General features: G+C 58.8%; 20 protein-coding genes and 1 tRNA gene. 16 read left to right on the top strand and 5 right to left on the bottom strand.

What is annotated here, in order from left to right:
- The first annotated feature begins 20 nt into the window (after window positions 1–20).
- From I6E56_RS04295 to I6E56_RS04280, 4 genes are read left to right on the top strand one after another with little or no spacing between them, the layout of a single operon-like run.
- Window positions 21–1,127 (top strand): branched-chain amino acid aminotransferase, encoded by a 1,107-nt coding sequence (locus I6E56_RS04295; protein ID WP_197136270.1) that lies wholly within the window; start codon window positions 21–23, stop codon window positions 1,125–1,127.
- On the top strand, window positions 1,124–1,894 hold the full coding sequence (locus tag I6E56_RS04290; protein ID WP_197136268.1) for a fumarylacetoacetate hydrolase family protein: 771 nt from the start codon (window positions 1,124–1,126) through the stop codon (window positions 1,892–1,894). The genes I6E56_RS04295 and I6E56_RS04290 overlap by 4 nt, the downstream gene beginning before the upstream one ends.
- A 54-nt stretch (window positions 1,895–1,948) precedes the next feature.
- Window positions 1,949–3,439, top strand: a complete 1,491-nt coding sequence (gltX, locus tag I6E56_RS04285) for a glutamate--tRNA ligase (protein ID WP_374061372.1) — start codon at window positions 1,949–1,951, stop codon at window positions 3,437–3,439.
- Window positions 3,436–4,392 (top strand): NAD(P)/FAD-dependent oxidoreductase, encoded by a 957-nt coding sequence (locus I6E56_RS04280; protein ID WP_197136266.1) that lies wholly within the window; start codon window positions 3,436–3,438, stop codon window positions 4,390–4,392. The genes gltX and I6E56_RS04280 overlap by 4 nt, the downstream gene beginning before the upstream one ends.
- A 3-nt stretch (window positions 4,393–4,395) precedes the next feature.
- On the opposite strand, the gene I6E56_RS04275 is transcribed toward I6E56_RS04280, so the two are convergent.
- Together I6E56_RS04275 and I6E56_RS04270 are read right to left on the bottom strand one after the other, a co-directional pair.
- Window positions 4,396–4,833, bottom strand: coding sequence for a hypothetical protein (locus I6E56_RS04275; protein WP_197136265.1), 438 nt, complete (start codon window positions 4,831–4,833; stop codon window positions 4,396–4,398).
- Entirely contained in the window at window positions 4,830–5,381 is a 552-nt protein-coding gene (locus I6E56_RS04270; protein WP_197136264.1) for a PadR family transcriptional regulator, read from the bottom strand. Before I6E56_RS04270 ends, I6E56_RS04275 begins: the two co-directional genes overlap by 4 nt.
- A 102-nt stretch (window positions 5,382–5,483) precedes the next feature.
- On the opposite strand from I6E56_RS04270, the gene I6E56_RS04265 reads away from it, so the two are divergent.
- A tRNA-Gln gene (locus I6E56_RS04265) sits at window positions 5,484–5,555 on the top strand.
- A gap of 1,270 nt (window positions 5,556–6,825) precedes the next feature.
- Complete coding sequence (locus I6E56_RS04260; RefSeq protein ID WP_197136263.1) at window positions 6,826–8,130, top strand: hypothetical protein; 1,305 nt, start codon at window positions 6,826–6,828, stop codon at window positions 8,128–8,130.
- 426 nt (window positions 8,131–8,556) lie between these two features.
- On the opposite strand, the gene I6E56_RS04255 is transcribed toward I6E56_RS04260, so the two are convergent.
- Window positions 8,557–9,009 (bottom strand): SRPBCC family protein, encoded by a 453-nt coding sequence (locus I6E56_RS04255; RefSeq protein ID WP_197136262.1) that lies wholly within the window; start codon window positions 9,007–9,009, stop codon window positions 8,557–8,559.
- Between the two features lie 216 nt (window positions 9,010–9,225).
- On the opposite strand from I6E56_RS04255, the gene I6E56_RS04250 reads away from it, so the two are divergent.
- The 5 genes from I6E56_RS04250 to I6E56_RS04230 all read left to right on the top strand — a co-directional run bounded on the left by I6E56_RS04250 (window position 9,226) and on the right by I6E56_RS04230 (window position 14,872).
- Window positions 9,226–10,974 (top strand): ATP-dependent endonuclease, encoded by a 1,749-nt coding sequence (locus tag I6E56_RS04250; protein ID WP_197136260.1) that lies wholly within the window; start codon window positions 9,226–9,228, stop codon window positions 10,972–10,974.
- A 1-nt stretch (window position 10,975) separates the two neighbouring features.
- Window positions 10,976–12,403, top strand: a complete 1,428-nt coding sequence (locus tag I6E56_RS04245; protein WP_197136259.1) for a UvrD-helicase domain-containing protein — start codon at window positions 10,976–10,978, stop codon at window positions 12,401–12,403.
- Between the two features lie 136 nt (window positions 12,404–12,539).
- The gene (locus I6E56_RS04240; RefSeq protein ID WP_197136258.1) at window positions 12,540–12,959 is read left to right on the top strand and encodes a hypothetical protein; all 420 of its coding nucleotides are present in this window, start codon (window positions 12,540–12,542) and stop codon (window positions 12,957–12,959) included.
- 150 nt (window positions 12,960–13,109) lie between these two features.
- On the top strand, window positions 13,110–13,586 hold the full coding sequence (locus I6E56_RS04235; RefSeq protein ID WP_197136257.1) for a MarR family winged helix-turn-helix transcriptional regulator: 477 nt from the start codon (window positions 13,110–13,112) through the stop codon (window positions 13,584–13,586).
- Entirely contained in the window at window positions 13,583–14,872 is a 1,290-nt protein-coding gene (locus I6E56_RS04230; protein WP_231606236.1) for an MFS transporter, read from the top strand. The genes I6E56_RS04235 and I6E56_RS04230 overlap by 4 nt, the downstream gene beginning before the upstream one ends.
- Here the strand turns inward: I6E56_RS04230 and I6E56_RS04225 are convergent.
- On the bottom strand, window positions 14,869–15,942 hold the full coding sequence (locus tag I6E56_RS04225) for a LacI family DNA-binding transcriptional regulator (RefSeq protein WP_197136256.1): 1,074 nt from the start codon (window positions 15,940–15,942) through the stop codon (window positions 14,869–14,871). The genes I6E56_RS04230 and I6E56_RS04225 overlap by 4 nt on opposite strands.
- Before the next feature lie 281 nt (window positions 15,943–16,223).
- Here I6E56_RS04225 and I6E56_RS04220 point away from each other — a divergent pair, with 281 nt between their 5' ends.
- From I6E56_RS04220 to I6E56_RS04200, 5 genes are all read left to right on the top strand, one after another.
- Window positions 16,224–17,081 carry an ABC transporter substrate-binding protein gene (locus I6E56_RS04220; RefSeq protein ID WP_197136255.1) on the top strand — a complete coding sequence of 286 codons (858 nt, stop codon included), beginning with the start codon at window positions 16,224–16,226 and terminating at the stop codon, window positions 17,079–17,081.
- 81 nt (window positions 17,082–17,162) lie between these two features.
- Window positions 17,163–17,951 carry an amino acid ABC transporter permease gene (locus I6E56_RS04215; RefSeq protein WP_197136254.1) on the top strand — a complete coding sequence of 263 codons (789 nt, stop codon included), beginning with the start codon at window positions 17,163–17,165 and terminating at the stop codon, window positions 17,949–17,951.
- The gene (locus I6E56_RS04210) at window positions 17,948–18,721 is read left to right on the top strand and encodes an amino acid ABC transporter ATP-binding protein (protein WP_197136253.1); all 774 of its coding nucleotides are present in this window, start codon (window positions 17,948–17,950) and stop codon (window positions 18,719–18,721) included. Before I6E56_RS04215 ends, I6E56_RS04210 begins: the two co-directional genes overlap by 4 nt.
- Window positions 18,722–18,767: 46 nt before the next feature.
- Window positions 18,768–19,898 (top strand): FAD-binding oxidoreductase, encoded by a 1,131-nt coding sequence (locus I6E56_RS04205; protein WP_197136252.1) that lies wholly within the window; start codon window positions 18,768–18,770, stop codon window positions 19,896–19,898.
- The gene (locus I6E56_RS04200) at window positions 19,895–20,920 is read left to right on the top strand and encodes a Gfo/Idh/MocA family oxidoreductase (RefSeq protein WP_197136251.1); all 1,026 of its coding nucleotides are present in this window, start codon (window positions 19,895–19,897) and stop codon (window positions 20,918–20,920) included. The genes I6E56_RS04205 and I6E56_RS04200 overlap by 4 nt, the downstream gene beginning before the upstream one ends.
- Before the next feature lie 130 nt (window positions 20,921–21,050).
- Here the strand turns inward: I6E56_RS04200 and I6E56_RS04195 are convergent, their stop codons facing one another.
- Window positions 21,051–22,559 (bottom strand): tripartite tricarboxylate transporter permease, encoded by a 1,509-nt coding sequence (locus I6E56_RS04195; RefSeq protein WP_197123758.1) that lies wholly within the window; start codon window positions 22,557–22,559, stop codon window positions 21,051–21,053.
- Window positions 22,560–22,562 lie beyond the last annotated feature (3 nt).

The raw sequence follows: 22,562 nt of genomic DNA, 5'->3' as shown, positions 1-22,562 counted from the left end.
TACGTCATTAAGGACATTTGATGAAGAATCTGCTGGCTGATCGCCCCCTCTCGTTCCTCGTGAAGAAGAACCAGGAACCTCGCTCGGTTGAAGAGCGTGAAGCAATTCTGGCGAACCCGGGCTTTGGGGTGAACTTCACTGACCACATGGTCGATATTTGTTGGTCGGAGCAGGGCGGTTGGCACCGTCCCCGTGTGCAGCCGTATGGGCCGATCGCGCTCGACCCTGCCGCTGCTGTGCTCCACTACGCCCAAGAAGTCTTCGAGGGTCTCAAGGCTTTCCGTCACGAAGACGGCTCGATCTGGTGCTTCCGCCCCGAAGCGAACGGTGCTCGTCTGCAGCGTTCTGCAGCCCGCATGGCGCTGCCCGAGCTGCCGGTCAACGAATTCGTTAACTCTCTCAAGCAGCTCATCGCGGTTGATGGCGACTGGGTGCCGAGCGCGCCCGAGACCAGCCTCTACTTGCGCCCCTTCATGTTCGCTAAAGAGGCGTTCCTCGGTGTGCGCGCCGCGAAGAAGGTCAACTACTACGTAATCGCGAGCCCCGCCGGCGCTTACTTTGCCGGCGGCGTTGCCCCTGTATCGATCTGGGTGTCCACGCACTTCACTCGTGCCGGCAAGGGCGGAACGGGTGCGGCTAAGACTGGTGGCAACTACGCGTCGTCTCTCGTGGCCCAGCAGGAGGCATCCGCTCAGGGCTGTGCTCAAGTGCTGTTCTTGGATGCTGAAGAGGGCAAATATATCGAAGAGCTCGGTGGCATGAATGTGGTTCTCGTCAAGAAAGACGGAACCCTCGTTACCCCGCAGTCGGAGTCGATCCTGGAAGGCATCACGCGCGACTCGGTGCTTCAGCTTGCTGAAGATCGCGGTCACAAGGTTGAACGTCGTCGCGTCACTCTCGAAGAGTGGCGTGAGGGTGTGGCCTCGGGCGACATCACCGAAGTGTTCGCGTGTGGCACTGCCGCCGTCATCACCCCCATTGCTCTGCTCAAGGGTGACGGTTTTGAAATTGGGTCGGCGGATGCTCCCGCCGGCGAACTGACGATGTCGCTGCGCGAAGAGCTCACCGACATCCAATATGGCCGTCGCGAAGATAAGCACGGCTGGATGACGAGGCTTGACGCATGAAGGTAGCTCGGTTCAGTTCTGGCACGGGAGCCCGCTACGGGATCATCGATGGCGACGAAATTGTTGTACTGACGGGTGACCCGATGTTCAACGGTTTCGAGACCACCGATGAGCGTTTGCCGCTCGCGGACATCAAGCTGCTGGCGCCGGTCATCCCACGTTCAAAAGTTGTGGCGTTCGGTCGCAACTATGCCGAGCACGCGAAGGAACTCGGCAACGAGGTTCCGGATGCTCCCATGATGTTCATCAAGCCGAACACGTCTGTCGTGGGCCCCGGCGATGCGATCATGTTGCCGCCGCAGTCGGACGAGGTCGCGTTTGAGGGAGAGCTTGCCGTCATCATCGGCAGCATTGCCAAGAACGTTGCTGAAGCCGATGTCGACAGTGTGATCTTCGGCTACACGATCGCCAACGACGTCACGGCTCGCGACCTGCAGAAGTCTGATGGCCAGTGGTCACGTGCCAAGGGCTTCGACACGTTCTGCCCGCTCGGGCCGGTAATCGAGACTGAGTTCGAGGTGGGCTCGCAGAGCATCCGCACCACGGTGAATGGTGACCTCAAGCAAGACGGCACCGTCGACCAGATGATTCATTCTGTTGCTGCGCAGATCGTCTACGCTTCGGCCGCATTCACGCTGTTGCCCGGTGACATTATTCTCACGGGCACGCCTGCCGGTGTTGGCCCGCTCGTGCACGGCGACACTGTCGAGATCACGATCGAGGGCATCGGCACGCTGAGCAACCCGGTTCGATCTATCGCCAAGTAGGCGCTGCCGCAGAACCGCCTGCAGAGGGCGGTTCTGCGGCTTAGAATGGTGGCAATGTCTGCGCCATTTTCTACTGCAACCGCTTCCGACGTTCGCGTTCGGTTTTGTCCGTCACCTACCGGTACGCCCCACGTTGGGCTGATCCGCACTGCCCTGTTTAACTGGGCGTATGCGCGCCACATGGGCGGCAAGATGGTGTTCCGTATTGAAGATACGGATGCCGCTCGCGACAGCGAAGAGAGCTATTTGCAGCTTCTCGACGCGATGCGCTGGTTGGGTCTTGACTGGGATGAAGGCGTCGAGACTGGTGGGCCGAACGAGCCTTACCGTCAGTCGCAGCGCACCGACATTTACCTTGAGGTCATCGAGAAGCTGAAGGCTTCCGGTCACCTCTACGAGTCATTTGCAACCGGTGAAGAGATCGAGGCCCGCAACGTGGCCAACGGTCGCGATCCTAAGCAGGGCTACGACAACTTTGAGCGCGACCTCACTGCTGAGCAGATCGCCGCCTTCAAAGAAGTGGGCCGTCTGCCGGCTCTACGTTTGCGCGTGCCCGACTCTGACCTCAGCTTTGACGACCTGGTTCGTGGCGACATCACGTTCCCCGCTGGGTCGTTCTCTGACTTCGTTGTGGTGCGCCCGAACGGTGCTCCGCTGTACACATTCGTGAACCCGGTGGATGACGCGCTCATGGGTATCACGCATGTGCTGCGCGGTGAAGACCTGCTCTCGAGCACTCCGCGTCAGATCGCCCTCTACACGGCACTGATCGAGATCGGTCTCACCGACGCCATCCCGCGCTTCGGTCACCTTCCTTACGTGATGGGCGAGGGCAACAAGAAGCTCTCCAAGCGTGACCCTGAGGCGAGCCTGTTCCACCACCGTGACCGCGGGTTTATCCCCGAGGGTCTCATCAACTACCTGTCGTTGCTCGGCTGGTCGCTTGCTCCTGACCGCGACGTGTTCTCGGTCGAAGAGATGATCGCGGCGTTCGACGTTGAGAACGTCACGCCGAGCCCGGCCCGTTTCGATGTGAAGAAGGCGGAGTCGCTCAATGGCGATCACATCCGTCTTTTGTCGGCAGAAGAGTTCGCCGGACGTCTCGTGCCGTACCTCGTTGTGGCTGACGTAATTTCGGCTGAGCCCACTGAGGCTGAGCTGACGATGCTCGCGGCTGCTGCGCCGCTCGTGCAGGAGCGCATGCAGTTGCTGGGCGATGCGCCGGCGCTGTTGCAGTTCTTGTTCACTCCGGATGCTGACCTCACGGTTGACGCCGATGCAATGCCGAAGGCCGAAGGCCCCGAGGTGTTGGATGCGTCGATCGCGGTGCTCACCGATCTCGACTCATGGACGCACGATGCAATCGAGGCGGCCCTGCGCGCCGAACTTATTGACGTGAAGGAAATGAAGCCGCGCCTGGCGTTCGGTCCGTTGCGCAGCGCGATTGCTGGTCGCCGTATCAGCCCGCCGCTCTTCGAATCGATGGAACTGTTGGGCAAGGAATCGACCTTGGTTCGTCTGAAGGCGTTGCGCGCCCAGCTATGAGTGAGCAGTTCGACTGGGATGTTGTCATTGTCGGCGGCGGACCGGCCGGACTGAGTGCTGCCCTGAATCTGGCGCGGGCACGTCGTCGCACTCTCGTGCTCGACAGCAATCGCCCCCGCAATTCGGCGACGTTTCACTCTCACGGCTTTTTGAGTCGCGACGGTATTTCTCCTCTCGAGCTTCGCAAGATGGGCCGTGAGGAGCTTGAGCAGTATCCGAACGTGTCGTTCGAGCGCACGATTGTTGAGGGCATTGAGCCTCTGGCTGCTGCCGATGTTGAGGATGCCGGAAGTGCTGTTGAGGGCGCCGCTTCTGCGACCGTCGGCGCGGGCTTCATGGTGACGCATCGCGGGGGAGCGGTCACGACCCGCACCGTGCTGATCGCGACGGGGCTGCGTGAGGTTCTGCCGAAGCTGCCGACGCTGCGCGCGTTCTATGGCACGAGCATCCACTCGTGCATGGAGTGTGACGGTTACGAGTATGCGGATCGGCCGATCGCGCTGATTGGGCACACGGATGATTTGGCCGAGCGCGCGCTCCTGCTCTCGCAGTGGAGCCGCGACCTGATTGTCTTCACGCAGGGCGTTGGCCACGTGAGCGACGCTGATGAGGCGATGCTCGCGGAGCGCGGTGTTCGCGTGGATCGTCGTGAGGTGGCGGATGTCGCGGGCGACCGCGATGGCCTGAACGGTGTTGTGCTCGCCGACGGTGAGACGATCCCGCGCGAGGCCGCGTTTGTGCGCCCCGACTATGAGACGGCGCTCGGCTTTGCGGCGGGCTTGCAGCTCGCACTCGACGCGGAGGGTCTGATTGTCGTGGACGCTGCCGGCCGCACCAGCACGGCGGGAGCCTATGCGATTGGTGATGCCACCCCGCCCGGCCCCCAGCAGCTCATCGTTGCCGCGGGTGACGGCGCTGAGGTTGCCGCGGTCATCAACCGCGACTTGCTCTAGAACTCACTTTGCGGCGCGGCCACGCGTCAGCAGCATGGTGACGAGGCACGCCGCGAACATCACCGCGGTGACGGGGGCCCAGACAGCTCGCTCAACGGCGCTTGGCGTGATGAGGTTCAGGATGACGCCCACACCCGCATAGGCGGTGGTGATCCAGGCGAGCACGGCGATGAGCCGGCGTGGAGCGAATCTCAGGGGACCGCGTTCGGCGCGAGCGAGCATTGCTGCCGCCATGACGAGAACGAGGGCGGCGGAGACGCCCGCAAAGATGCGGCCCTGAGCGGGGAGCGTGCCTTTGTTCGCCCCGCCTTGGGTGTATTCGCCGAGCGGTGCTCCGAGAACGACGGCGAGTTGGAAGAGCGCGACGAGGGTGAAGAGCACGGCAGCGATGGTGGCGCCGATGCGCGCAGCGCGGTGGATGGGGGTGGTGATCTTATTCATCGGGCGGGCTCCTTGTGGTCGGCGAGCTGAGCGCGCAGTTCATCGAGCCATGTGATCTCGGCGCGCGCGTGGGCTCTTCCCGATTCGAGCGTTGCGTATTGCAGCTGGATGGCGAGAGTGGTTTTCGAGGGTTTGTGGGGTGCGCTCGAGGCGAGAGTGTCGAGGGTGGTGAGAAGTTCTACGGCAGCGGAGCGACGTTGGTCGAGCAGTTCGATAACGCCGGCGGTGCCGAGTGATGCGGCGAAGAACAGCCGCAGGAGAAAAGGTTCGCGGGAGTTGTCTGGTTCAAGCGGTGAGGCCAGCCACGCGTCCAACGCTTCGCGGCCTGGTTCGAGCAGTGTGTACAGGCGGCGGTCGGGTCGGGTTGTCTGCTCGACGGTGGTGCTTTCAACAAGGCCGTTGGCTTCGGCGCGGTGGAGGGTGCGGTAGAGCTGCGACTGATCGGCGGGCCAGAAGTGTGCGGCGGTCGTCGAGAATGCTTTGCCAAGTTCATAGCCAGTCATGGGCTGAATCGCGACGAAACCGAGCACCGCGTGGAGGAGAGACATGCTCCGAATATAGGACAAGTCCTATATGACGTCAAGGAGTGAACCACAACCCGCTCAGGATGCGCTAAAGTAGTAAATCGGTTCGGCTGCGGCTGAATCCTGTGGGGTATGGTGTAATTGGCAACACGGAAGATTCTGATTCTTTTGTTCTTGGTTCGAGTCCAGGTACCCCAGCAAAAAACCGTTGCTCAAATTATGGTTCATGTAACCTGATTCCAATCACCTCGCAGTCGAGTTCCTCGCACTCGTGTGAGGAACTTTTGCTTTCTCAGGCTCAGCTTCGGGCTGCGTCCTGACGCGGTTCGCCCGCCCGTAGACGTCTCGGCATGCATTGTCAATCGTGTTTCGCTCCGACTCAGGCTTGGCGCCATCGTCAATGGCGTAGACCGCGAGGCGTGTGAAGCAGGCCGTTAGCATCTCGCAACCGGTGGCGTAGGGCGCGCTGCCATGTAGCTGTTCTGGATAAGCAAGCAGGCTGAGACAATCAGCGCGGTATCTGTACAAAGCTCGAGGCGCTCCGTCGTGAACTCGAGCTTTTCTTCAATGGCAGGTCGCCCAGAGCCATCTACTTTCCGATCTTGCGTTTTTGGGCGGCACCTTGGCAACTTGTGTGGGAGTCTTGCTGAGTAACTGACGAAGGAGCCTGCTGCGTTCGCCACTGATCGAGATGAAGCTAGGCTCATCTTGACCCTCGTGGCGCGGAGGTGCGTAGTCGCTCAATCGGGAACATCGCAATAAGTTTTTGGCAACTCCGGCGCGCCTTTCGATGAAATTCGGCAACCGGATCAACATCGATTATGGCTGTAAAGTGGAATTTTTCACGCCGCGTCAATTCGACGACACGCCAGATTGGTTTGACGACACGCCAGAGAGATGGGATTATGTCTAATCCAGATCAGTTCAGGGTGGATCCTCGATTTTTCTTTGCCGAGCTCAACAACAATTCCGGCCCAAGGGAGTCATCGATTGCTGTCGACAGTATTGAAGGCCTGATGCTTACTAAAAGCAGTTTCAAAGCACATATCCTCAAGTCAGCTGACGCTAAACGAGCCGGAGGGCGAGGTCGGTGGCGAGTTAAATGTACGCCCACTTCGAATGGCTTTTTCAGGAAATCCGCTTGGGTGTCGAGCATTGTCTGGAGTCTTTAATATGCACTGGGTTAGCATCTCAAGGTCTCCTAGACGAAGCGAGCCTGCGAAGAAGTACTCGAGGGAAGAAATTCGTGCGATCAATAAGAGCTTTGGTCCAGGTGCTGGCAAGGCTATGGAGTCGCTCAGAAAGCAGACAGGAATCGCAATCGGAGCTTTGCCAAGGACTTCCCCCGACTCCAACGACTGACCTGTCGCTGGGTAGGTTTTACCTTGAGCTTCTTGAGGCACCTAGCTGGATTAGTCGGCGGGTAGAGAAAATCCAGCTCGTCGATTTGGATCACAGAGAAAGATCTGTGTCGGTTGACATCGATATGCTGGAGCTGAGGCGTCGAAAGGAGCTTCATCAGATTGAAACGGAAGTTTTCATTCCGTTGACAATCATCCCTAAAGGCCTGCTACTCGATTTCGACTTACACGATTCCTCCGGGGCGAGTATCTCGGTTATAGACAGGGACGAAGACTCCCTGATTGCCCAAATGATAATTCTGTGCTTAATTCAGGACAAGCTAAGGCTCTCTCCTCAAGCTCTTCCCGTTAGCATTCACCAGAGCATATATTCCGCCATACACTCGTTTCCGGATGATGCCCCAGAGGAGCCCGAGGAAGACTATGAGACTGAAAGCGAAACGCGAACAGGAATTCAACCCGGCTCCCCGGATGCAGCTCTTTGGGATCAGATACGTGCAGACAAGACCGTAAGCGACTACCTCGAACTGTTCACAGATAACTTCATCCTTGCGGCACGTGGAGCCGGCGAGTTTGATCGGATACTTATCAAGTATCGGCGCCTTGAGAACGAACGAGACGCGAACGTCGAATTCTTATCGAAACGAGTCGCTAGGCATTGGTTCTCACCCAAACGATGGCCTTTCTATCCAACGAAGCCCTCCTATCCCGTGATACTTCGTGCCCAGAATGTGGGACGAGCCGCCCGGGAGCACCTCCGAGTAGTCGCGCCTGAAGGCACCTTCGTTGCTTTCGCCTTGCTGGTCTCCCCTCCGTCTCAGGGCGATCAGGTCGTCCTTCAATACGCATCCCGAGTCACCACAGAACGTGCCATCTTCTACACAAAAGGCGTTTCGCCGGGGGACCACTATGTGGTTGCAGCCTTATTACCCGACATGCGCGGGTTCAGCGTGCCGATTCTCTGGTTCTCCTACATCTCCACCAGCCTTCTCCTTCTTGGTAGCTTTGCGGACCTTCTGTGGGGGTTCGTTGAAAACCTTCGAAACAACCTTGATCCTGCAGTGACTCTTCTGGTGCTGATCCCATCTTTGCTCGTCGCTTACGTGATCCGAGACAACGAACACCCCGCGAGGCGGCGTCTCCTGACTAGCCTTCGAAGCATCGCGCTTTCTACGCTCGTGCCACTAGTTCTGGCGACTTTAGTCCTGCTGATAGATGAAGAATTGCTCCCGAGTTGGGTGGTTGGCGCCGTTTGGGCAGTAAGTGGCATGGCAAGCGCTATTCTTTCGATCTGGTTCACGATCTTGACGCATCGCATAAGCAAAGCTCGGATTTTTGTCGAAGATAACAGCACCCGTACGACAGACTGGACTTTTGGAGTCTTTGTGGATCAGCCAATGCCTAACGACTAGACCTTGTAGCTGAACATCGGCTCTCGAGCCACCCTTACCACCTCGTGTTTGGTCCCCATTTAGTGGCCGACATTGACATTGATCCGTTATGTCGGCCACACCACTTTCCGTCTGTAATGGTTTCATCGATCGCCCTCTTCTGGAAAATTGGGAGTTCAGCGGAAACCACCCTGCCGGTTGCTGGGCTCCGACCGCTCGGTGTGGCAATTGTCGACGAGGATGCGATGATTCGCGTAGTTCCTCTGCAAGAGATGCGAGTGTCATGGGAACTCGGGGAATTACAGCGAGCAGACGCGATGAAGTCTTTCCTGTAGATATCCATGTAGCCCTTGGTGCCCCAGTCAATCTTTCACACTCATGAGGACTGTGCGTCGTTTGGGTAACTAAGATTCTGCCGAACCATCTTCGAAGTTTTTGCAATTTCGACTAGCGGGTGACTGTATCAAGTAGGGCAGTATTGCGCTCATCGAGCAGCGTCTGCATGTAGTGACGAAGGAACAGCTTCTCTACGAGACGCCCGAGCGGCCCGAACGGTGCTGCGAAGGTCAGTCGATCTTGCATGTGGGTGCGGCCGTCGATCTCCTCGAAGAGGTGCTCGTGGTGGTAGGCGGCAAACGGCCCGTGGACTTGTTTATTCGCGAACCGGTGCGGAGCATCCACATCAAAAATTTGCACCGTGAGGCTTAGAGGTAGGCCGAAATGGCGTGCCGACCATGTGACGACATCACCCTCGACGAAATGCCCAGTGTTGCGGCCGGCGACGACTCTTTCGCGGTGGTGCGTCATCGAATCGAGGTGCACCTTCACGCTCAACGACATCGCGCACACCTCAGCAACAGGAGCATCGAATACCGTATCGAGCACGATCAATTGCGTCATATCTTGAGCCTATTTTCTTCATCTCCCGAAGCGCGCCTAGCAGTTGCTGGCAGGGCGAGGGATGCCAATGTGTTGCATGGTACTGCTCTGGAGGATCAGTCATTGAATTGGACGAGCATCGAACGGAGAGATTTCACTCTCGCAAGGTGCCTCCACGTGACACTAAGCTCTCGACTATCACTCATGTGTCGCGATGCTCGAGCCGGAGGACTATCAGTGCGATTGCGAAAGCTCGAAGTTCAGAATTTCCGTGGAATCCAGTCTCTAAACTGGTTGGTGCCTCAGGACTCGAACTTGGTCTGTTTAGTAGGCAATGGGGACTCGGGTAAATCGACGATTCTCGACGCGATTCACCTAGTACTAGGCGATCGCTGGAATCCTACGCTGAACGATACCGATTTCTTCGCTAGCGACGCATCCACGCCGATCGTCATCAAAGCAGTGGTTTCCGACCTTCCGCGAGGTCTTTTGAAGGAGAGCGCTTTCGGCTTGCATTTAAGTGGGATCGACGGCGCGGGCACGGTCACGCAGGATCCAGTCGACGGCACGGATCCGTGCCTCATCGTGCAGCTTCGTGTTGACGATTCGCTCGAACCTGTCTGGACAATCGAACGGTTGGATGATGAGGGCGAATCAGCCGAGCTGCGCGCTTACCATCGCCGTGAGTTCGCCACGTTCAAGGTCGATGATCGAGTAGATTCTCACCTGCGCTGGACTCGTACCTCCGCGTTGGGGCGACTATCGTCAAGCGACGGCGAGGCAAAAAGCGCTCTTGCGGCCGCCGCTCGGGCCGCACGAGAGTCGATCGCTACGCTCAAGGACGCTGACCTTAGCGATCTCACCAAGAATATCCAAGCAAAGGTGAACGAGGTGGGAAGCGGCACCTTCACCGACATAATGCCGGGACTTGATGCATCTATGTCGAGCGGCGGAAATCTTGCCCTATTCGAAGGGGCTGTGCCCTTAACAAACTACGGTCTTGGTACGAAACGTCTAGCAGGGATTGCGATTCAACAACTAGCTGCCGGTGCCCGGACTGTGCTTCTGATCGATGAGATAGAACACGGCCTGGAGCCGCACCGGGTGGTGCGGCTAATTCAGCACCTTCGAGGGGATTCGTCCTATTCCCAAATATTCATGACCACCCATTCTTCTGTAGTCGTAGAGCAAGCTTCCACGCCCAACCTTGCGATCGTTCGAAATTTGGACGGCGCTACCAGGGTCCTCGCGTTGCCTGCAAGCGGCGGCACTGCTCTTCGTCTTCGGCGTCAACGCCCATCTTCCTTTTTGGCAAAGCGTGTTCTTGTAGTGGAGGGGAAAACCGAGGAGGGCCTAGTGAAGGGGCTGTTGGAATGTTGGGATCGTGATCGAGTGCTGGAGGGGCTCTCGGTGTCGGCCGGTGAAGGCGTCGTGGTCCAAGATGGACAAGGCGGGTCTGAGGCGGCACCCCGAGCTGCAGCATTGCACGCGCTGGGATTCCACTCCGGTGCATTTCTTGACAATGATGATCGGAACGTGGATGCCGCCGTGGCCAAGGCTCTCGCCGCTGGCGTTCAAATTATTCGTTGGCCAAGAGGCAAAAACACTGAGCTTTCCCTTATTGAGTCGCTCAACGGCTGCGCCCTTTCATCGTTGTTGCAGTTAGCGGTATCGATCCGAGGGGCTGAACAAGCGATTCTCGATGATCTTCATCGCTGCCATTTGCCAGAAATCTATCGCTCAATAGACATCGAGGAGTGGCTTCTGGCTGGTGAAATAAATCTACCGGGGGCTCGTGAGTTGGTGGCGGACGCCGCCGTGAGGTTTAGTTGGTTCAAGAGTGTAGATAGTGGTCGAGCTCTCGGCGAGTGGATCTACCAGCACAATTTCGCTTCACCCGGCAGCAGATTCGGCGATGTATTGCTGGAGGTTAGGGATTTCGCGTACGGGCCAAACGCCGAAATTTTGTCCGGGCGGGACGTGTAATTTGGATCTCGAAGCTTCGGCAGAAAATCTCCTCAACGAAGCACCATGCTCGCTCGAGATGCCTGCGGGCACGGGTAAAACGCACTTGCTTGCTGCGAGCGTTCGAGCTGCCAGCAAGTTAGGAATGCGCTCTCTCATTCTGACTCATACGAATGCTGGAGTTGATGTTCTGAGAACGCGATTGAAGAAGATGAAGGTCGGTAGACCGGCATTTCATGTAGACACGATCACGAGCTGGGCATTTCAGCTCCTTCGCGCGTACGGCACGCTAGGAGGCATCGCGGTACCGTCGATTCCGGATTGGTCTGATTCTGGCAAGTACATCGACGGAGCGACCAGAGTTGTAAATTCAAAGGCTATTCGAGAGATGCATTCACATAGTTTTGGTGCATTTTTCGTGGATGAGTATCAAGACTGCAGCGAGCGTCAACACGCGTTCATTCGGTCCATCTGCACGGCCATTCCCAAGACCATAGTTTTCGGAGACCGCCTTCAGGGCATTTTCGGGTTCTCGGACACACTTGTCGACTGGGATGCTGAGGTATTCGACGACTTCCCGCTAAAAACCATGGAGTATGAGCCTCATCGTTGGGCCGAAACTAATCCCGAACTTGGGCGGTGGCTGTTGGATTTGCGTCCTAGCTTGGTCAGTGGCGGGGTATTCGATCTGACATCAGTGAAAGTGCCAGGTTTGCGGTTCGTTTCGAGCGGGCAAGGGGCCTTGGGTGCAGTAGCGCATGCCAACCGAAATTTCGAGGAGTCGGTTGTACTGCTGGACAAGTGGCGCCCGGATGCGGCGGCTCATGCGAGCCGTTTAGGCGGATCCTTTTCGGTTATGGAAGACATCGGCGGTCGTTTTATGGCCGAGCACCTGAGCTCATTTCCAGAACCTTCGTCGCACCTTATGGCTTATTGGCTCGCCAATTTTGCGAAAGCGTGCTGTATCGGTTTGGGTGGGATCGACTCTGCTGTCCTTGGCAAGTTGCGGTCCAACGAGTCGGTGACGCATTACAAGCGAGACGGACTGGATTCAGCACTTGAACACTTAGACCTGCTGCGCCGACAGCCTTCATTCGACGAGTTGGCTAAAGCAGCTCGGGGCATCGTCGCCGATTCGAAGGCGAAAGTTTATCGATGGGAGGCTTGGCGAGACACTCTGGAATCGATACGTGCCACTTCCGAGGGCGGAGCCGCTCCGCTAGTGGAACTTGGACTCATTCGAGATCGCATTCGGCATACAGGTAGAGTGCACGGGACTCGGGTCGCGTCAACGACTCTGCTCGTAAAGGGCCTCGAATACGATCATGTAATTATTGCGAATCTCGCTAAATTTGAGGATCCGAGGAATCTATATGTTGCGCTTACGAGGGCCCGGAAGTCGGTCACGATTATTGGGGTTTCGGCAAGAATGGGATTGCGAAATGGCTGAATATATTGCTCCGGAGACCATGAGCGGGTCTAAGAGCGCTCGCAAGCGACGAAAGCGCGACGCTCGAAGCTTTGGGCGGTACGTGCCTTGGATGCCCAGTGAATTTCCGGCGGACGCGATTGAGCATTGGCCGGGTATGAACGACTGGCCAACTAGTGCACAGATAGAGAATTTCGTGGAGTCGACCAAGGTGCTGCCAGATGCCCGTCTGGCCGTTCTGTCCGGTTTGCGGCGTTGGGCGGAGCCAGCGAGTTCTCAGTTGATGGTTTCGCTTGCGTCAGTCATCGTCTCAATTATCGGGATAGCGATAGCGATCGCGGCCATTTTGACCGCAAGCGACCGTGCAGCCTTCGTCGTCGTGGTTATTTTGGGTGTCCTCTATCTTCTGTTGGCGCTAGCGGGGTTTGCAGTCGCTCTGAATATGGATGTGCGACGGAGGATGGCCCACGTTTGGTTGAGAGCGATTGAAGACGAACTCAATGCACAGCCGCGGCAGGACGGATTCTCTTTCTCGCGCTGCGTCAGAAGAATCTTTGGCACCAACGCTCGTTCGTGACGTCTCCGGATACTTGCGTCTGTTTGCGACCCCAGACTTGGAAGTGGTTGCATTGCTCGGCCCAACGATCCCCGAGGTGAGTGTAAAGACTTTTTGTTTACTGTCTAGCTCGCAAATTATATACATAGCCGGGCTATGTATAGTGGGGGGATGCCAACTTCGCTTCTCTCCCTGCTGGGTGACCTCGTCTCGGTCAACCAGCGCCTCACGCGGTTAGCCGCGCGCGCCACCGGCAGCTCCGAATCGCCCGCAGTGTGGCGCACCCTCAGTGTGCTCAACTCCGGCGGCCCCATGCGCCTCGGCGAACTTGCCGAACTCAGCCGCGTCGCCCAGCCGACCGCGACCAAGCTCGTCAGCAACCTCACCGAACGCGGTTGGATCAATCGCCTTGCCGATCCGGATGATGCCCGCGCCTCCCAGATCGCCGTCACCACCGCCGGTGCGGATGCCCTCATCGCCTGGCGCGACGAACTCGCCGGAGCCATGCTCCCGCTCTTCGCCGACCTCGACACCGACGACGTGGCCGTGCTGCGTCGCGCCGTCGAAATCATTGGGCAACGAGCGGATGCCGCAGCCGACCTCGCACCGGGCGCCCCCGTCACCGCACCCCCAGAAGGACAATCATGACCCGCACCACCGCATCCGACACCGGCGCTCCAACGTCTGAAACCGTGAACCCCAACGCGAGCACCACCAGCAGCATCCTGCACCAACCGCGTGCCGTCTGGGCTGTCGCCTTCGCCTCCGTGATTGCCTTCATGGGCATCGGCCTCGTTGACCCGATCCTGCCCGCCATCGCCCAAGACCTTCAGGCAACAGCGACCGAAACCGAGATGCTCTTCACGAGCTACCTGCTCATCACGGGTCTCGCCATGTTCTTCACGAGCTGGATCTCGAGCCGCATCGGCGCCAAACGCACCCTCCTCATCGGCCTCGCGCTCGTCGTGCTGTTCGCCTTCGCCGCAGGGCTGTCGGGCAACGTCGAATGGGTCATCGGCTTCCGCGCGGGTTGGGGGCTCGGTAACGCCCTCTTCATTTCGACGGCTCTGGCGACCATCGTGGGTGCGGCATCCGGAGGCACGAGCTCGGCGATCATCCTCTACGAAGCAGCCCTCGGCCTGGGCATCGCGATCGGGCCACTTCTCGGCGGCCTCCTCGGCGGCATCAGCTGGCGCGGCCCGTTCTTCGGCACCGCCACCCTCATGGCCATCGGTTTCATCGGCATTGTGACCGTCATGAAGGCGGATGCTGTGCGTCCAACCCCAACGCCGCTCTCAGCACCCTTCCGCGCTCTGGCCAACCCGGCCCTCGGAGTGCTTGCCGCCGCCGCGCTGTTCTACAACATCGCGTTCTTCGTGCTGCTCGCCTACACGCCGTTCGCCCTGGTTCCACTCGGCTTCGGCAGCGCCATGACCCTCGGCTTCATCTTCTTCGGCTGGGGACTCTCGCTCGCCGTCACCTCCGTGTGGGTCGCGCCGCTGCTCACGCACCGCCTGCCGCGCACCCTCGTGCTGCGACTCGTGTTGCCGCTGCTCGCGCTCGACCTCGTGGCGGCCGCGCTCTTCATCGGCTCCGGCCCCGGCCTCATCGTGTGTGTCGTCGTCGGCGGAATGCTGCTCGGCGTGCTCAACACCGTGCTCACCGAATGCGTCATGGAAGCCACCGACCTGCCACGCTCGGTAGCGTCATCCGCCTACTCGGGCGTGCGCTTCCTCGGGGGAGCAATCGCCCCACCCGCCGCCACCATTCTTGCCGCCGCCATCTCACCGGCGACCCCGTTCTACGCCGCAGCGGGCTCCGTGCTCGTTGCGACCCTCATCGTGATCTTGGGTCGCAAACGCCTACGGAAAGCGGATGGCGCAGAAATCGACATCACCGAAGAAGCCGAAGTCATCGCGGCTGGCGACCGCTAAAGGTTTCGGGGCGGAGCAACCGACTCGCGGTGGACAAGAGCCGCGGGAAATAGCTGAACCGGCTCCCCGGTTACGCGCCCTTCAACTCGGGCGATTAGTCTCGTGGCCGCAGCGACACCTACTTCGTAGACGGGCTGGGCGATCACCGTGAGCGCTGGAGAAATCAGAGTTGCCCATTCGAAATCGTCAAACATGATGAATGAGACGTCGTCGGGAACCGTGAGGCCGAGCTCGCGCAGCTCACCCAGCACTCCCATAGCGATCAAACTGTCCGACGCGATTATGGCTGTCGGTGGCTCAGCGAGCTGCATGAGTTCGCGGGTCACTCCCTTGACGCCAGAACCGCTGTTTGCGCCAAATCGCAGATAGCGTTCCGGGTTGTCGACACCGGCGGTGTTCATCGCAGCCAAGATGCCATTAACGCGCGCTGAAACAGAAGAAACGCCGAGTTCGTCGCCGGCTTGATACGGGCTGGATCCGAGTTCGAGAGTCGTAATGAATGCAATACGTTCATGGCCGCGGTCGATGAGGTGTTGCGCTGCCGCGTGAGCTACTTTCTCGTTGTCGACCTCGATGACGTCAACGTCGAGGTCGACAACGTGGCGATCGAGCAGAACGAGTGGTCGCCCCGACCTCACGATGTCGCTGAGATGATCGGTAAGAGTGAACGAGGCCGGCGCAACGATGAACCCATCTACGCGTTTTTCCACGAAAACCCGGGCTGCATCAATTTCAGCGTCAAGCTGCTCACCGGTGTTGGCAAGAATTACGTCGTAGCCTGCTGCCTTGGCAGTGTCAGTGATCCCTCTCATCGCCAACCCAAAGTAGGGGTTCTCGATGTCACCGACGATGACGCCGATGGTGTTTGACCGCCCGGTATTCATGCTTCGTGCAAGTCCATTGGCGTGGTAACCCAAAGAATCTGCCGCGGCCTGAACGCGCTGACGTACGTCGTCACTGACGGCACCGTAACCGCCGAGTGAGCGAGCAGCAGTTGCTTTTGCGACCTTCGCTTCGCGCGCAACGTCGGCGACGGTAACGTCTCGACGACGACCGGTCGGTTCGTTCATGCTGTCCTTCGTTTGTTAACAATCTATTGCGGGAGTTGACGCGTCTCTATGGATACCGTAACGTCTCTACTCAATTGAGTGAGTCCGGTCTCACCCTACCAATTGAGACCGGACTCAACAATGCATGTGTAAGAAACGATCAACGGTGATCTGCAAGGGTTCACCGTCTGTATCGTTGCCGGAATAACAAATCTGGCAGGCAACAAGGATCATCGGGATTGCCCAACCGGGACTGTTCCGCCAACCAAATGGCTTTCCGCCATCAAGATTGGATTCACGCAATGACACTCAGCACACACAGCCGGCGTGCGGGCCTAGTAGCCCTCGCAGCCACCGCAGTCCTCGCCCTCGCAGCCTGCAGCGCAGGCTCAACTCCCGCCGTGAGCGAATCAGATGACGACGGTTTCAACCTGATCACTCCCGGAGAGATTCGGGTAGCAAGCGTTGGCGATGCCAAGCCGTATACCTTCACCGATGAGAATGGTGAATTCTCGGGATTCGACGTTGAACTCTTCACAGATGTCGCAGACCGCATGGGCTACGACGTTGTCTTCACCGGCCAGGACTTCTCCGGCCTTCTCTCGTCGGTCGCCAACGGCCAGTACGACGTGGGCGCCGCAGCTATCGGCACCACCGACGAGCGCAAAGAGACTGTCGACTTCTCCGACGGCTACCTCGCTGGCTTCCTCACGATCATCACAGCCGACGACAGCATCCAAGATGAAGCGGACCTCGCCGGCGAACGGATCGGTGTTGTCCAAGGCACCCTTCAAGAGGCCTACGCCGTTGCCAACTTCACGGAAAGTGAACTGGTGAAATTTCCCGATAACAACGCGGGCGTCTCGGCCTTGAACAGCGGAACAATCGCGGGCCACTTTGCTGACTACGAAAGTGCCAAGACCTACGGCGAGCAGTACGACGATCTGATCCTCGCCATCAACATCCCCTCCTTTGATGCGCCCGCCGGCTTCGTCGTAGCAAAGGGGAACGATGAACTCCTCGCCGCGATCAACGTGGCACTAGCCGCAGCGATGGAAGACGGAACGTGGATGGAACTGCACGAAAAGTGGTTCCCGGGTTCCCCGATGCAAGACATGTACCTTCCTGAGTCCGAGCGCACCGGAACAGACGAAGGCTAACTAGTTCATCGCGTGGGGGTGGCGAGCGATCGCCCGCTGCCCCTACGTCCCCTTTCACCACGACACGTCTGAGAGACCGTAATGGACTGGTTCGACACCATCAGCCGCACGTTCCTTGATTTCGACGCCATGCTGCAGGTTCTCCCGCAGCTGCTCGGAACAGGGCTCAAGAACACCCTCATCATCAGCTTCGCCGCCACCGTCATCGGTGTGGTCGTCGGCATGATCATTGCAGTCATGGGCGTATCAACGTCTAAATGGCTTCGGATTCCCGCTCGTATTTACACCGACATCTTCCGCGGCTTGCCCGCGATCCTGACCATCCTGCTTATCGGTCAAGGTTTCGCCCGTATCAGCCAAGAGATCTTTGGTCCCTCGCCCTACCCGCTGGGAATTCTTGCGGTCAGCTTGATCTCCTCCGCCTACATCGGTGAAATATTCCGTTCGGGTATTCAGAGCGTCGATCGAGGTCAACTCGAAGCCTGCCGCGCTCTCGGAATGAGCTACGGCAAGGCGATGCGACTGGTCGTGATTCCTCAAGGAATCCGCCGAGTACTTCCCGCCCTTGTTAACCAGTTCATCTCGAACGTCAAGGACTCGAGCCTCGTCTACTTCCTCGGCCTTCTCGTCTCAGAGCGTGAGCTCTTCCGCGTCGGCCAAGACGCAGCGGTTCTCAGCGGCAACCTGTCACCGCTTGTGGCGGCAGGCGTCTGCTACCTCATCATCACCGTTCCGCTGACGCACTTGGTCAATTACTTCGACAACCGTTTCCGCACCGGAAGGCGCAAGCCCACTCCGCCACGAAGCGGGCTTGACGAAGTAGACGAACTTGACCCCACGATCATCCACCCCCAGGAGACAACACGATGAGCACAACGGATGCCACCAGCACCCCACGAGACGTTCAACAGTTTCGGGGGTCCAGGCTCGAACTCCTCGACCTGACGCTCGCGTACGGTCCCATTGATGTGGTGAAGAACGTTGACTTTACGGTTGCGCCCGGCACAACCACGTGTGTGATCGGCCCATCGGGATCAGGAAAGTCAACTCTCCTTCGCGGCCTCAACCGGCTGCATGAGCCCAAGAGCGGCGACGTTCTGTTGGAGAGCGAGAGCACACTGACGGTCAAGCCTGACGAACTGCGTCGCCGTATTGGTCTCGTGTTTCAACACTTCAATCTGTTTCCAGATCACACTGCGTTGGAGAACGTTGCTCTTTCTCTTCGTCACGTGAAGAAGATGTCCTCGGCTCAGGCGAAAGAGCTTGCGAATCGCCGTCTTGCAGAAGTGGGCCTCGCGGAGCGCAGCGACCACCGTCCACGCGACTTGTCGGGCGGCCAGCAGCAGCGCGTTGCCATCGCTAGAGCTTTGGCCATGGAGCCAGAAGTAATGCTCTTCGATGAGGTGACCAGCGCACTTGACCCCGAGTTGGTTAAGGGTGTTCTTAACCTCATGGCAGATCTCGGCAAGCGGGGGATGACCATGGTGGTCGTCACCCACGAGATGAACTTTGCGCGTCGGGTCGCCGACCAGGTCGTTTTCATGGACGAGGGCCGAGTAGTCGAAGCCGGGCCTCCGGCGGAGTTGTTCGACAACCCGCAAAGTCCGCGACTGCAGCGCTTCCTTTCCGAAGTGCTTTAGCCGTTTCTTTCAACTTTTGTATCCGCCTCAGAAAGGCAACATCACCATGAATTTCTCCTCAACAGCCAAACGCGTTGGAATCATCGGAGGAGGCATCTTCGGCGTTTCGACCGCCCTGCAGCTCGCGAAGCTCGGAGTCGAAGTCACGCTTATCAACGACGGTCCGCTCTCGAATGGCGCATCCGGCCGTTCGCTTGCCTGGCTCAACTCAGCGAATTTTCGCTCGCGGGAGTATCACGAGCTTCGTGTCATGGGCATCGACCGCTGGCGGACTTTCTTGGCTCAGCGCCCTGAGGCAGCAGAGTTTCTGAAGTTCGATGGCGGTCTGACCTGGGAGGTCGACGGTGCCGGCGACAAGCTGCGATCCGTACTCGATTACGAGCACTCCATTGGCTACGACGGGCGGTGGCTCTCGGCCGACGAGGTCGCCACCGTTGCGCCCGGCGTTGATCTCTCCGCCGTCTCAGCAGAGGGCGCAGTTTTCAACCCGGGGGAGGGTTGGGTTGATCTGCCTCGTGTGATCGCTCTCCTTGTCGAAGACTTCGTGGCGTTGGGCGGCACTGTCATCGAGAATGCCGGAGAATCACGCATTGTGGTTGCCGATGACAAGGTCACCGGCGTCGCGACTGCCGACGGGCACGTCATCGACGTGGATGCCGCACTCTTGGCAACGGGACCGTCAGTGCCGTACGCGATGCGCGACCTCGGAGTTCCGATGGGTGACGAAAGTCCAGTCGCCCTTCTGCTGTTCACCAAGCCCGTCGACACGAAACTCAAGGCCGTGCTGAATACGCCGCGGATCGCAGTGCGCCCCACACCAGAAGGCGGGCTTGCGCTCGATTCTGGATGGTCGGAGGAAGAAATCACCGTGCATGACGACGGCACTTTCGAATATCTGGAATCCACCGTGCAGGGCTTGCTCGCAGAAGCAAGCAAAGTGCTGGAGGGAAACCCCACGCTTGAAGTCGAGTCAATTGGCGCCGGACGCAAGCCGATCCCCGGCGGTGGTGACCCTGTGTTTGGTGAGCTCACGCAAATCTCCGGATACTTCGTTGCCTTCAGCCATAGCGGTGCGACGCAGGGCCTATTTGTGCCGGAGCTACTCGCGCGCGAAATTGCGCTCGGCATCGAGAGTCCACTACTCAAGGACTTCCGTCCGGGACGGTACTCCGCATGACCGTTATGCGCACCGGAGTAATCGGGTTCGGCACGTCGGGGCGCGTCTTTCACGCTCCCTTTATCGAAGCGAACCCGGATTTCTCGCTCGATATCATCGTGACTGCCAACGCTGAACGGGCGGCAGTCGCAGCGTCCCTCTATCCCGACGCTCGAATCGTCGCCTCCGCTGATGAGCTGTTTGCTGCCGAACTCGATCTTGTGATCATCGGCTCGCCTTCCGGTACACATGTCTCGTTGGCGCACAGCGCACTCGATGCCGGCCTCGCTGTTGTCATCGATAAGCCGTTCTCGGTTACCGAAGCGGAGGGACTTGGTCTCATCGACCGGGCTGAAGAACTCGGGCTCCCGATCACTGTGTTTCAGAACCGACGATGGGATGGTGACTTTCTTACGCTTCGCTCACTCATCGCGTCCGGCGAACTTGGCGACATCCGGCGATTTGAATCACGTTTCGAATGGTGGAAGCCCGACGTCACTAAGTCGTGGAAAGCAGAGGCAACGCCGGCAGAAGGCGGCGGCATCCTCTATGACTTGGGGGCACACCTCATCGACCAAGCAATCCAGCTGTTTGGGGGCGTGACCGAGGTGTACTCAGAGGTGGCAACTCAGCGCCCGGGTGGCGCTGCCGACGACGATGTCTTCGTCTCGCTGCTTCATCAGACCGGGGTTCGTTCTCAATTGTGGATGAATGGGCTTGCCGCCCAGGTCGGCCCCCGATTCCATGTCCTTGGCTCTGCCTCGGCGTACACAAAGTGGGGGTTGGACGGGCAAGAGCCAGCGCTTATCGCTGGCGCACTGCCGAGCGATGCTGACTACGGCGTCGAACCGTCGAGCTCGTGGGGTGTTAGTGGCATTGGAGATAACCTGTCGAAGGTTCCTGCCGTTCGCGGGCAGTACGACACCTACTACGGGTTGCTCGCCGACTCTTTGCTGCGGGGGCAGCCGCTTCCGGTGGATCCTCGAGACTCGGTCGAAGTGATTCGCATCATCGAAGAGATTCACCGGCGCCACGCTTCTTGATCCCACCGCTTGACCCGATGCGCAACGAAAAGCCGCCCACTCCCAGTAACCAGCTGGAGGGTGGGCGGCTTCTTTTCGCTCGCGAGTGTGTCGGCGACTGTTCGGGTCTAGCGTCGCGGACTACTCGGGTCTAGAGGGGCTTGCGGTATCGCAGCAGCTTGCCGATGAGCTTCTGCAGCACGGGGTAGAGCAACACGATGATCGTGAGAATCATCAGCGCGGCGCTCATCGGGCGGGTCAAGAACTGCGTAAGGTCCCACTCTGTCTTGATGACGCTCTGCATGAAGTTCTTTTCCACAATCGGCCCAAGAACCAACCCGAGCACTACCGGGGCGAGCGGGAACTTCGCCTGTTCCAGCAGATAGCCGAGGATGCCGAAGATCAGCATGATTCCCACTTCGAGCAGGCCGTTGTTGATTGAGAACGAACCCACAACACAGAACGCCACGATGATCGGCATGAGCACCGAATTCGGCACGCGCAGTAGCATTCCGCTGCCGCGAATGGCGAGGTAGCCGAGAGGGATCATCAAGATGTTCGCCGCGATGAATACGATGAAAATCGAGTACAACAAGGGCGCTTGACTATCGAACAGCGACGGCCCCGGCTGTACGCCCTTGACGAGCAGCACACCGAGCAGAATGGCGGTGATCGTGTCTCCCGGGATGCCGAATACGAGTGTCGGAATATAGGCCGAGCCGACTCCGGCGTTGTTGGCAGAACTCGCACCAACAATCGGTTGGATGTGCCCCTTGCCGCTGCCGAAGTTCTTGCCCTCTTTCGAGCCGTTCTTGGTAACCGCGTAGGCAACCCACGCGGCGATATCTCCGCCGGCGCCCGGCAGGGTGCCGATCGCGCTGCCGATGACGTTGCCGCCCACGGCTGTCTTTTTGTAGTTCCACAGGGTGCTTGCGGCATTGCGCAGCAGACCCTTCGACTCGATCCGAATCGGTAGCGCTGCCGGGGGAGGGCTGATGACGTTGCGCAGCACCTGCGACAAGCCGAACAGACCGATCATTGCCGGGATGAAGTTGATGCCACCCAGCAAGTCGCTACTGCCGAACGTGAAGCGGGGGAAGCCCACCGAGATGTCCAGACCAATGGTCGACACGAAGAGCCCGATGAGCAGCGCGATGGTGCCCTTGACTTGAGAACCGCGAGAAATAATAACCGCGGCCGTCAGGCCCAGAATTGCGACCCAGAAGTACTCGTATGACGTGAAGAGCAGCGCCACCTTGGCAAGCTGTGGTGCAGCGAAAATCAGCACCAACCCACCGAAGATTCCGCCGGTCGCCGACGCCAGCAGGCCGACTCCGAGCGCGAGAGCGCCCCGGCCGTTCTGGGTCAAGCGGTAGGAATCTTCGACGTAGGCGGCGCTGGCCGGTGTGCCCGGCATCCGCACCAAGGCCGACGGGATGTCACCCGCGAAGATCGCCATCACCGACATGGTGATGATCGACGCAATGGCGGGAAGCGGGTCGAGGAAGAATGCGAAGGGAACGAGCAGCGCCGCAGCCAAGGTTGCGGTGAGGCCGGGAATAGAACCGATGAAGATTCCGTAGACGCCGGCAGCAAGCACGACGAGGAGCAGTTCCCAACTCGCCACCATGCTGAGCGCCTGGGAGAGATTGTCGACCATGTT

It is taken from the genome of Salinibacterium sp. NK8237, assembly GCF_015864955.1.
Taxonomy (GTDB): Bacteria; Actinomycetota; Actinomycetes; order Actinomycetales; family Microbacteriaceae; genus Rhodoglobus.
This window is presented reverse-complemented; position numbering and strand designations above follow the sequence as displayed.

What these genes read in the sequence shown, in the direction of transcription:
- I6E56_RS04295 (WP_197136270.1), top strand. Translation starts at nt 21, where the DNA reads ATGAAGAATCTGCTGGCTGATCGCCCCCTCTCGTTCCTCGTGAAGAAG.
- I6E56_RS04215 (WP_197136254.1), top strand. Translation starts at nt 17,163, where the DNA reads ATGGACTGGTTCGACACCATCAGCCGCACGTTCCTTGATTTCGACGCC.
- I6E56_RS04275 (WP_197136265.1), bottom strand. Translation starts at nt 4,833, where the DNA reads ATGAATAAGATCACCACCCCCATCCACCGCGCTGCGCGCATCGGCGCC.
- gltX (WP_374061372.1), top strand. Translation starts at nt 1,949, where the DNA reads ATGTCTGCGCCATTTTCTACTGCAACCGCTTCCGACGTTCGCGTTCGG.
- I6E56_RS04240 (WP_197136258.1), top strand. Translation starts at nt 12,540, where the DNA reads ATGAACGACTGGCCAACTAGTGCACAGATAGAGAATTTCGTGGAGTCG.
- I6E56_RS04195 (WP_197123758.1), bottom strand. Translation starts at nt 22,559, where the DNA reads ATGGTCGACAATCTCTCCCAGGCGCTCAGCATGGTGGCGAGTTGGGAA.
- I6E56_RS04225 (WP_197136256.1), bottom strand. Translation starts at nt 15,942, where the DNA reads ATGAACGAACCGACCGGTCGTCGTCGAGACGTTACCGTCGCCGACGTT.
- I6E56_RS04205 (WP_197136252.1), top strand. Translation starts at nt 18,768, where the DNA reads ATGAATTTCTCCTCAACAGCCAAACGCGTTGGAATCATCGGAGGAGGC.
- I6E56_RS04290 (WP_197136268.1), top strand. Translation starts at nt 1,124, where the DNA reads ATGAAGGTAGCTCGGTTCAGTTCTGGCACGGGAGCCCGCTACGGGATC.
- I6E56_RS04220 (WP_197136255.1), top strand. Translation starts at nt 16,224, where the DNA reads ATGACACTCAGCACACACAGCCGGCGTGCGGGCCTAGTAGCCCTCGCA.
- I6E56_RS04230 (WP_231606236.1), top strand. Translation starts at nt 13,583, where the DNA reads ATGACCCGCACCACCGCATCCGACACCGGCGCTCCAACGTCTGAAACC.
- I6E56_RS04280 (WP_197136266.1), top strand. Translation starts at nt 3,436, where the DNA reads ATGAGTGAGCAGTTCGACTGGGATGTTGTCATTGTCGGCGGCGGACCG.
- I6E56_RS04235 (WP_197136257.1), top strand. Translation starts at nt 13,110, where the DNA reads ATGCCAACTTCGCTTCTCTCCCTGCTGGGTGACCTCGTCTCGGTCAAC.
- I6E56_RS04270 (WP_197136264.1), bottom strand. Translation starts at nt 5,381, where the DNA reads ATGTCTCTCCTCCACGCGGTGCTCGGTTTCGTCGCGATTCAGCCCATG.
- I6E56_RS04200 (WP_197136251.1), top strand. Translation starts at nt 19,895, where the DNA reads ATGACCGTTATGCGCACCGGAGTAATCGGGTTCGGCACGTCGGGGCGC.
- I6E56_RS04210 (WP_197136253.1), top strand. Translation starts at nt 17,948, where the DNA reads ATGAGCACAACGGATGCCACCAGCACCCCACGAGACGTTCAACAGTTT.
- I6E56_RS04255 (WP_197136262.1), bottom strand. Translation starts at nt 9,009, where the DNA reads ATGACGCAATTGATCGTGCTCGATACGGTATTCGATGCTCCTGTTGCT.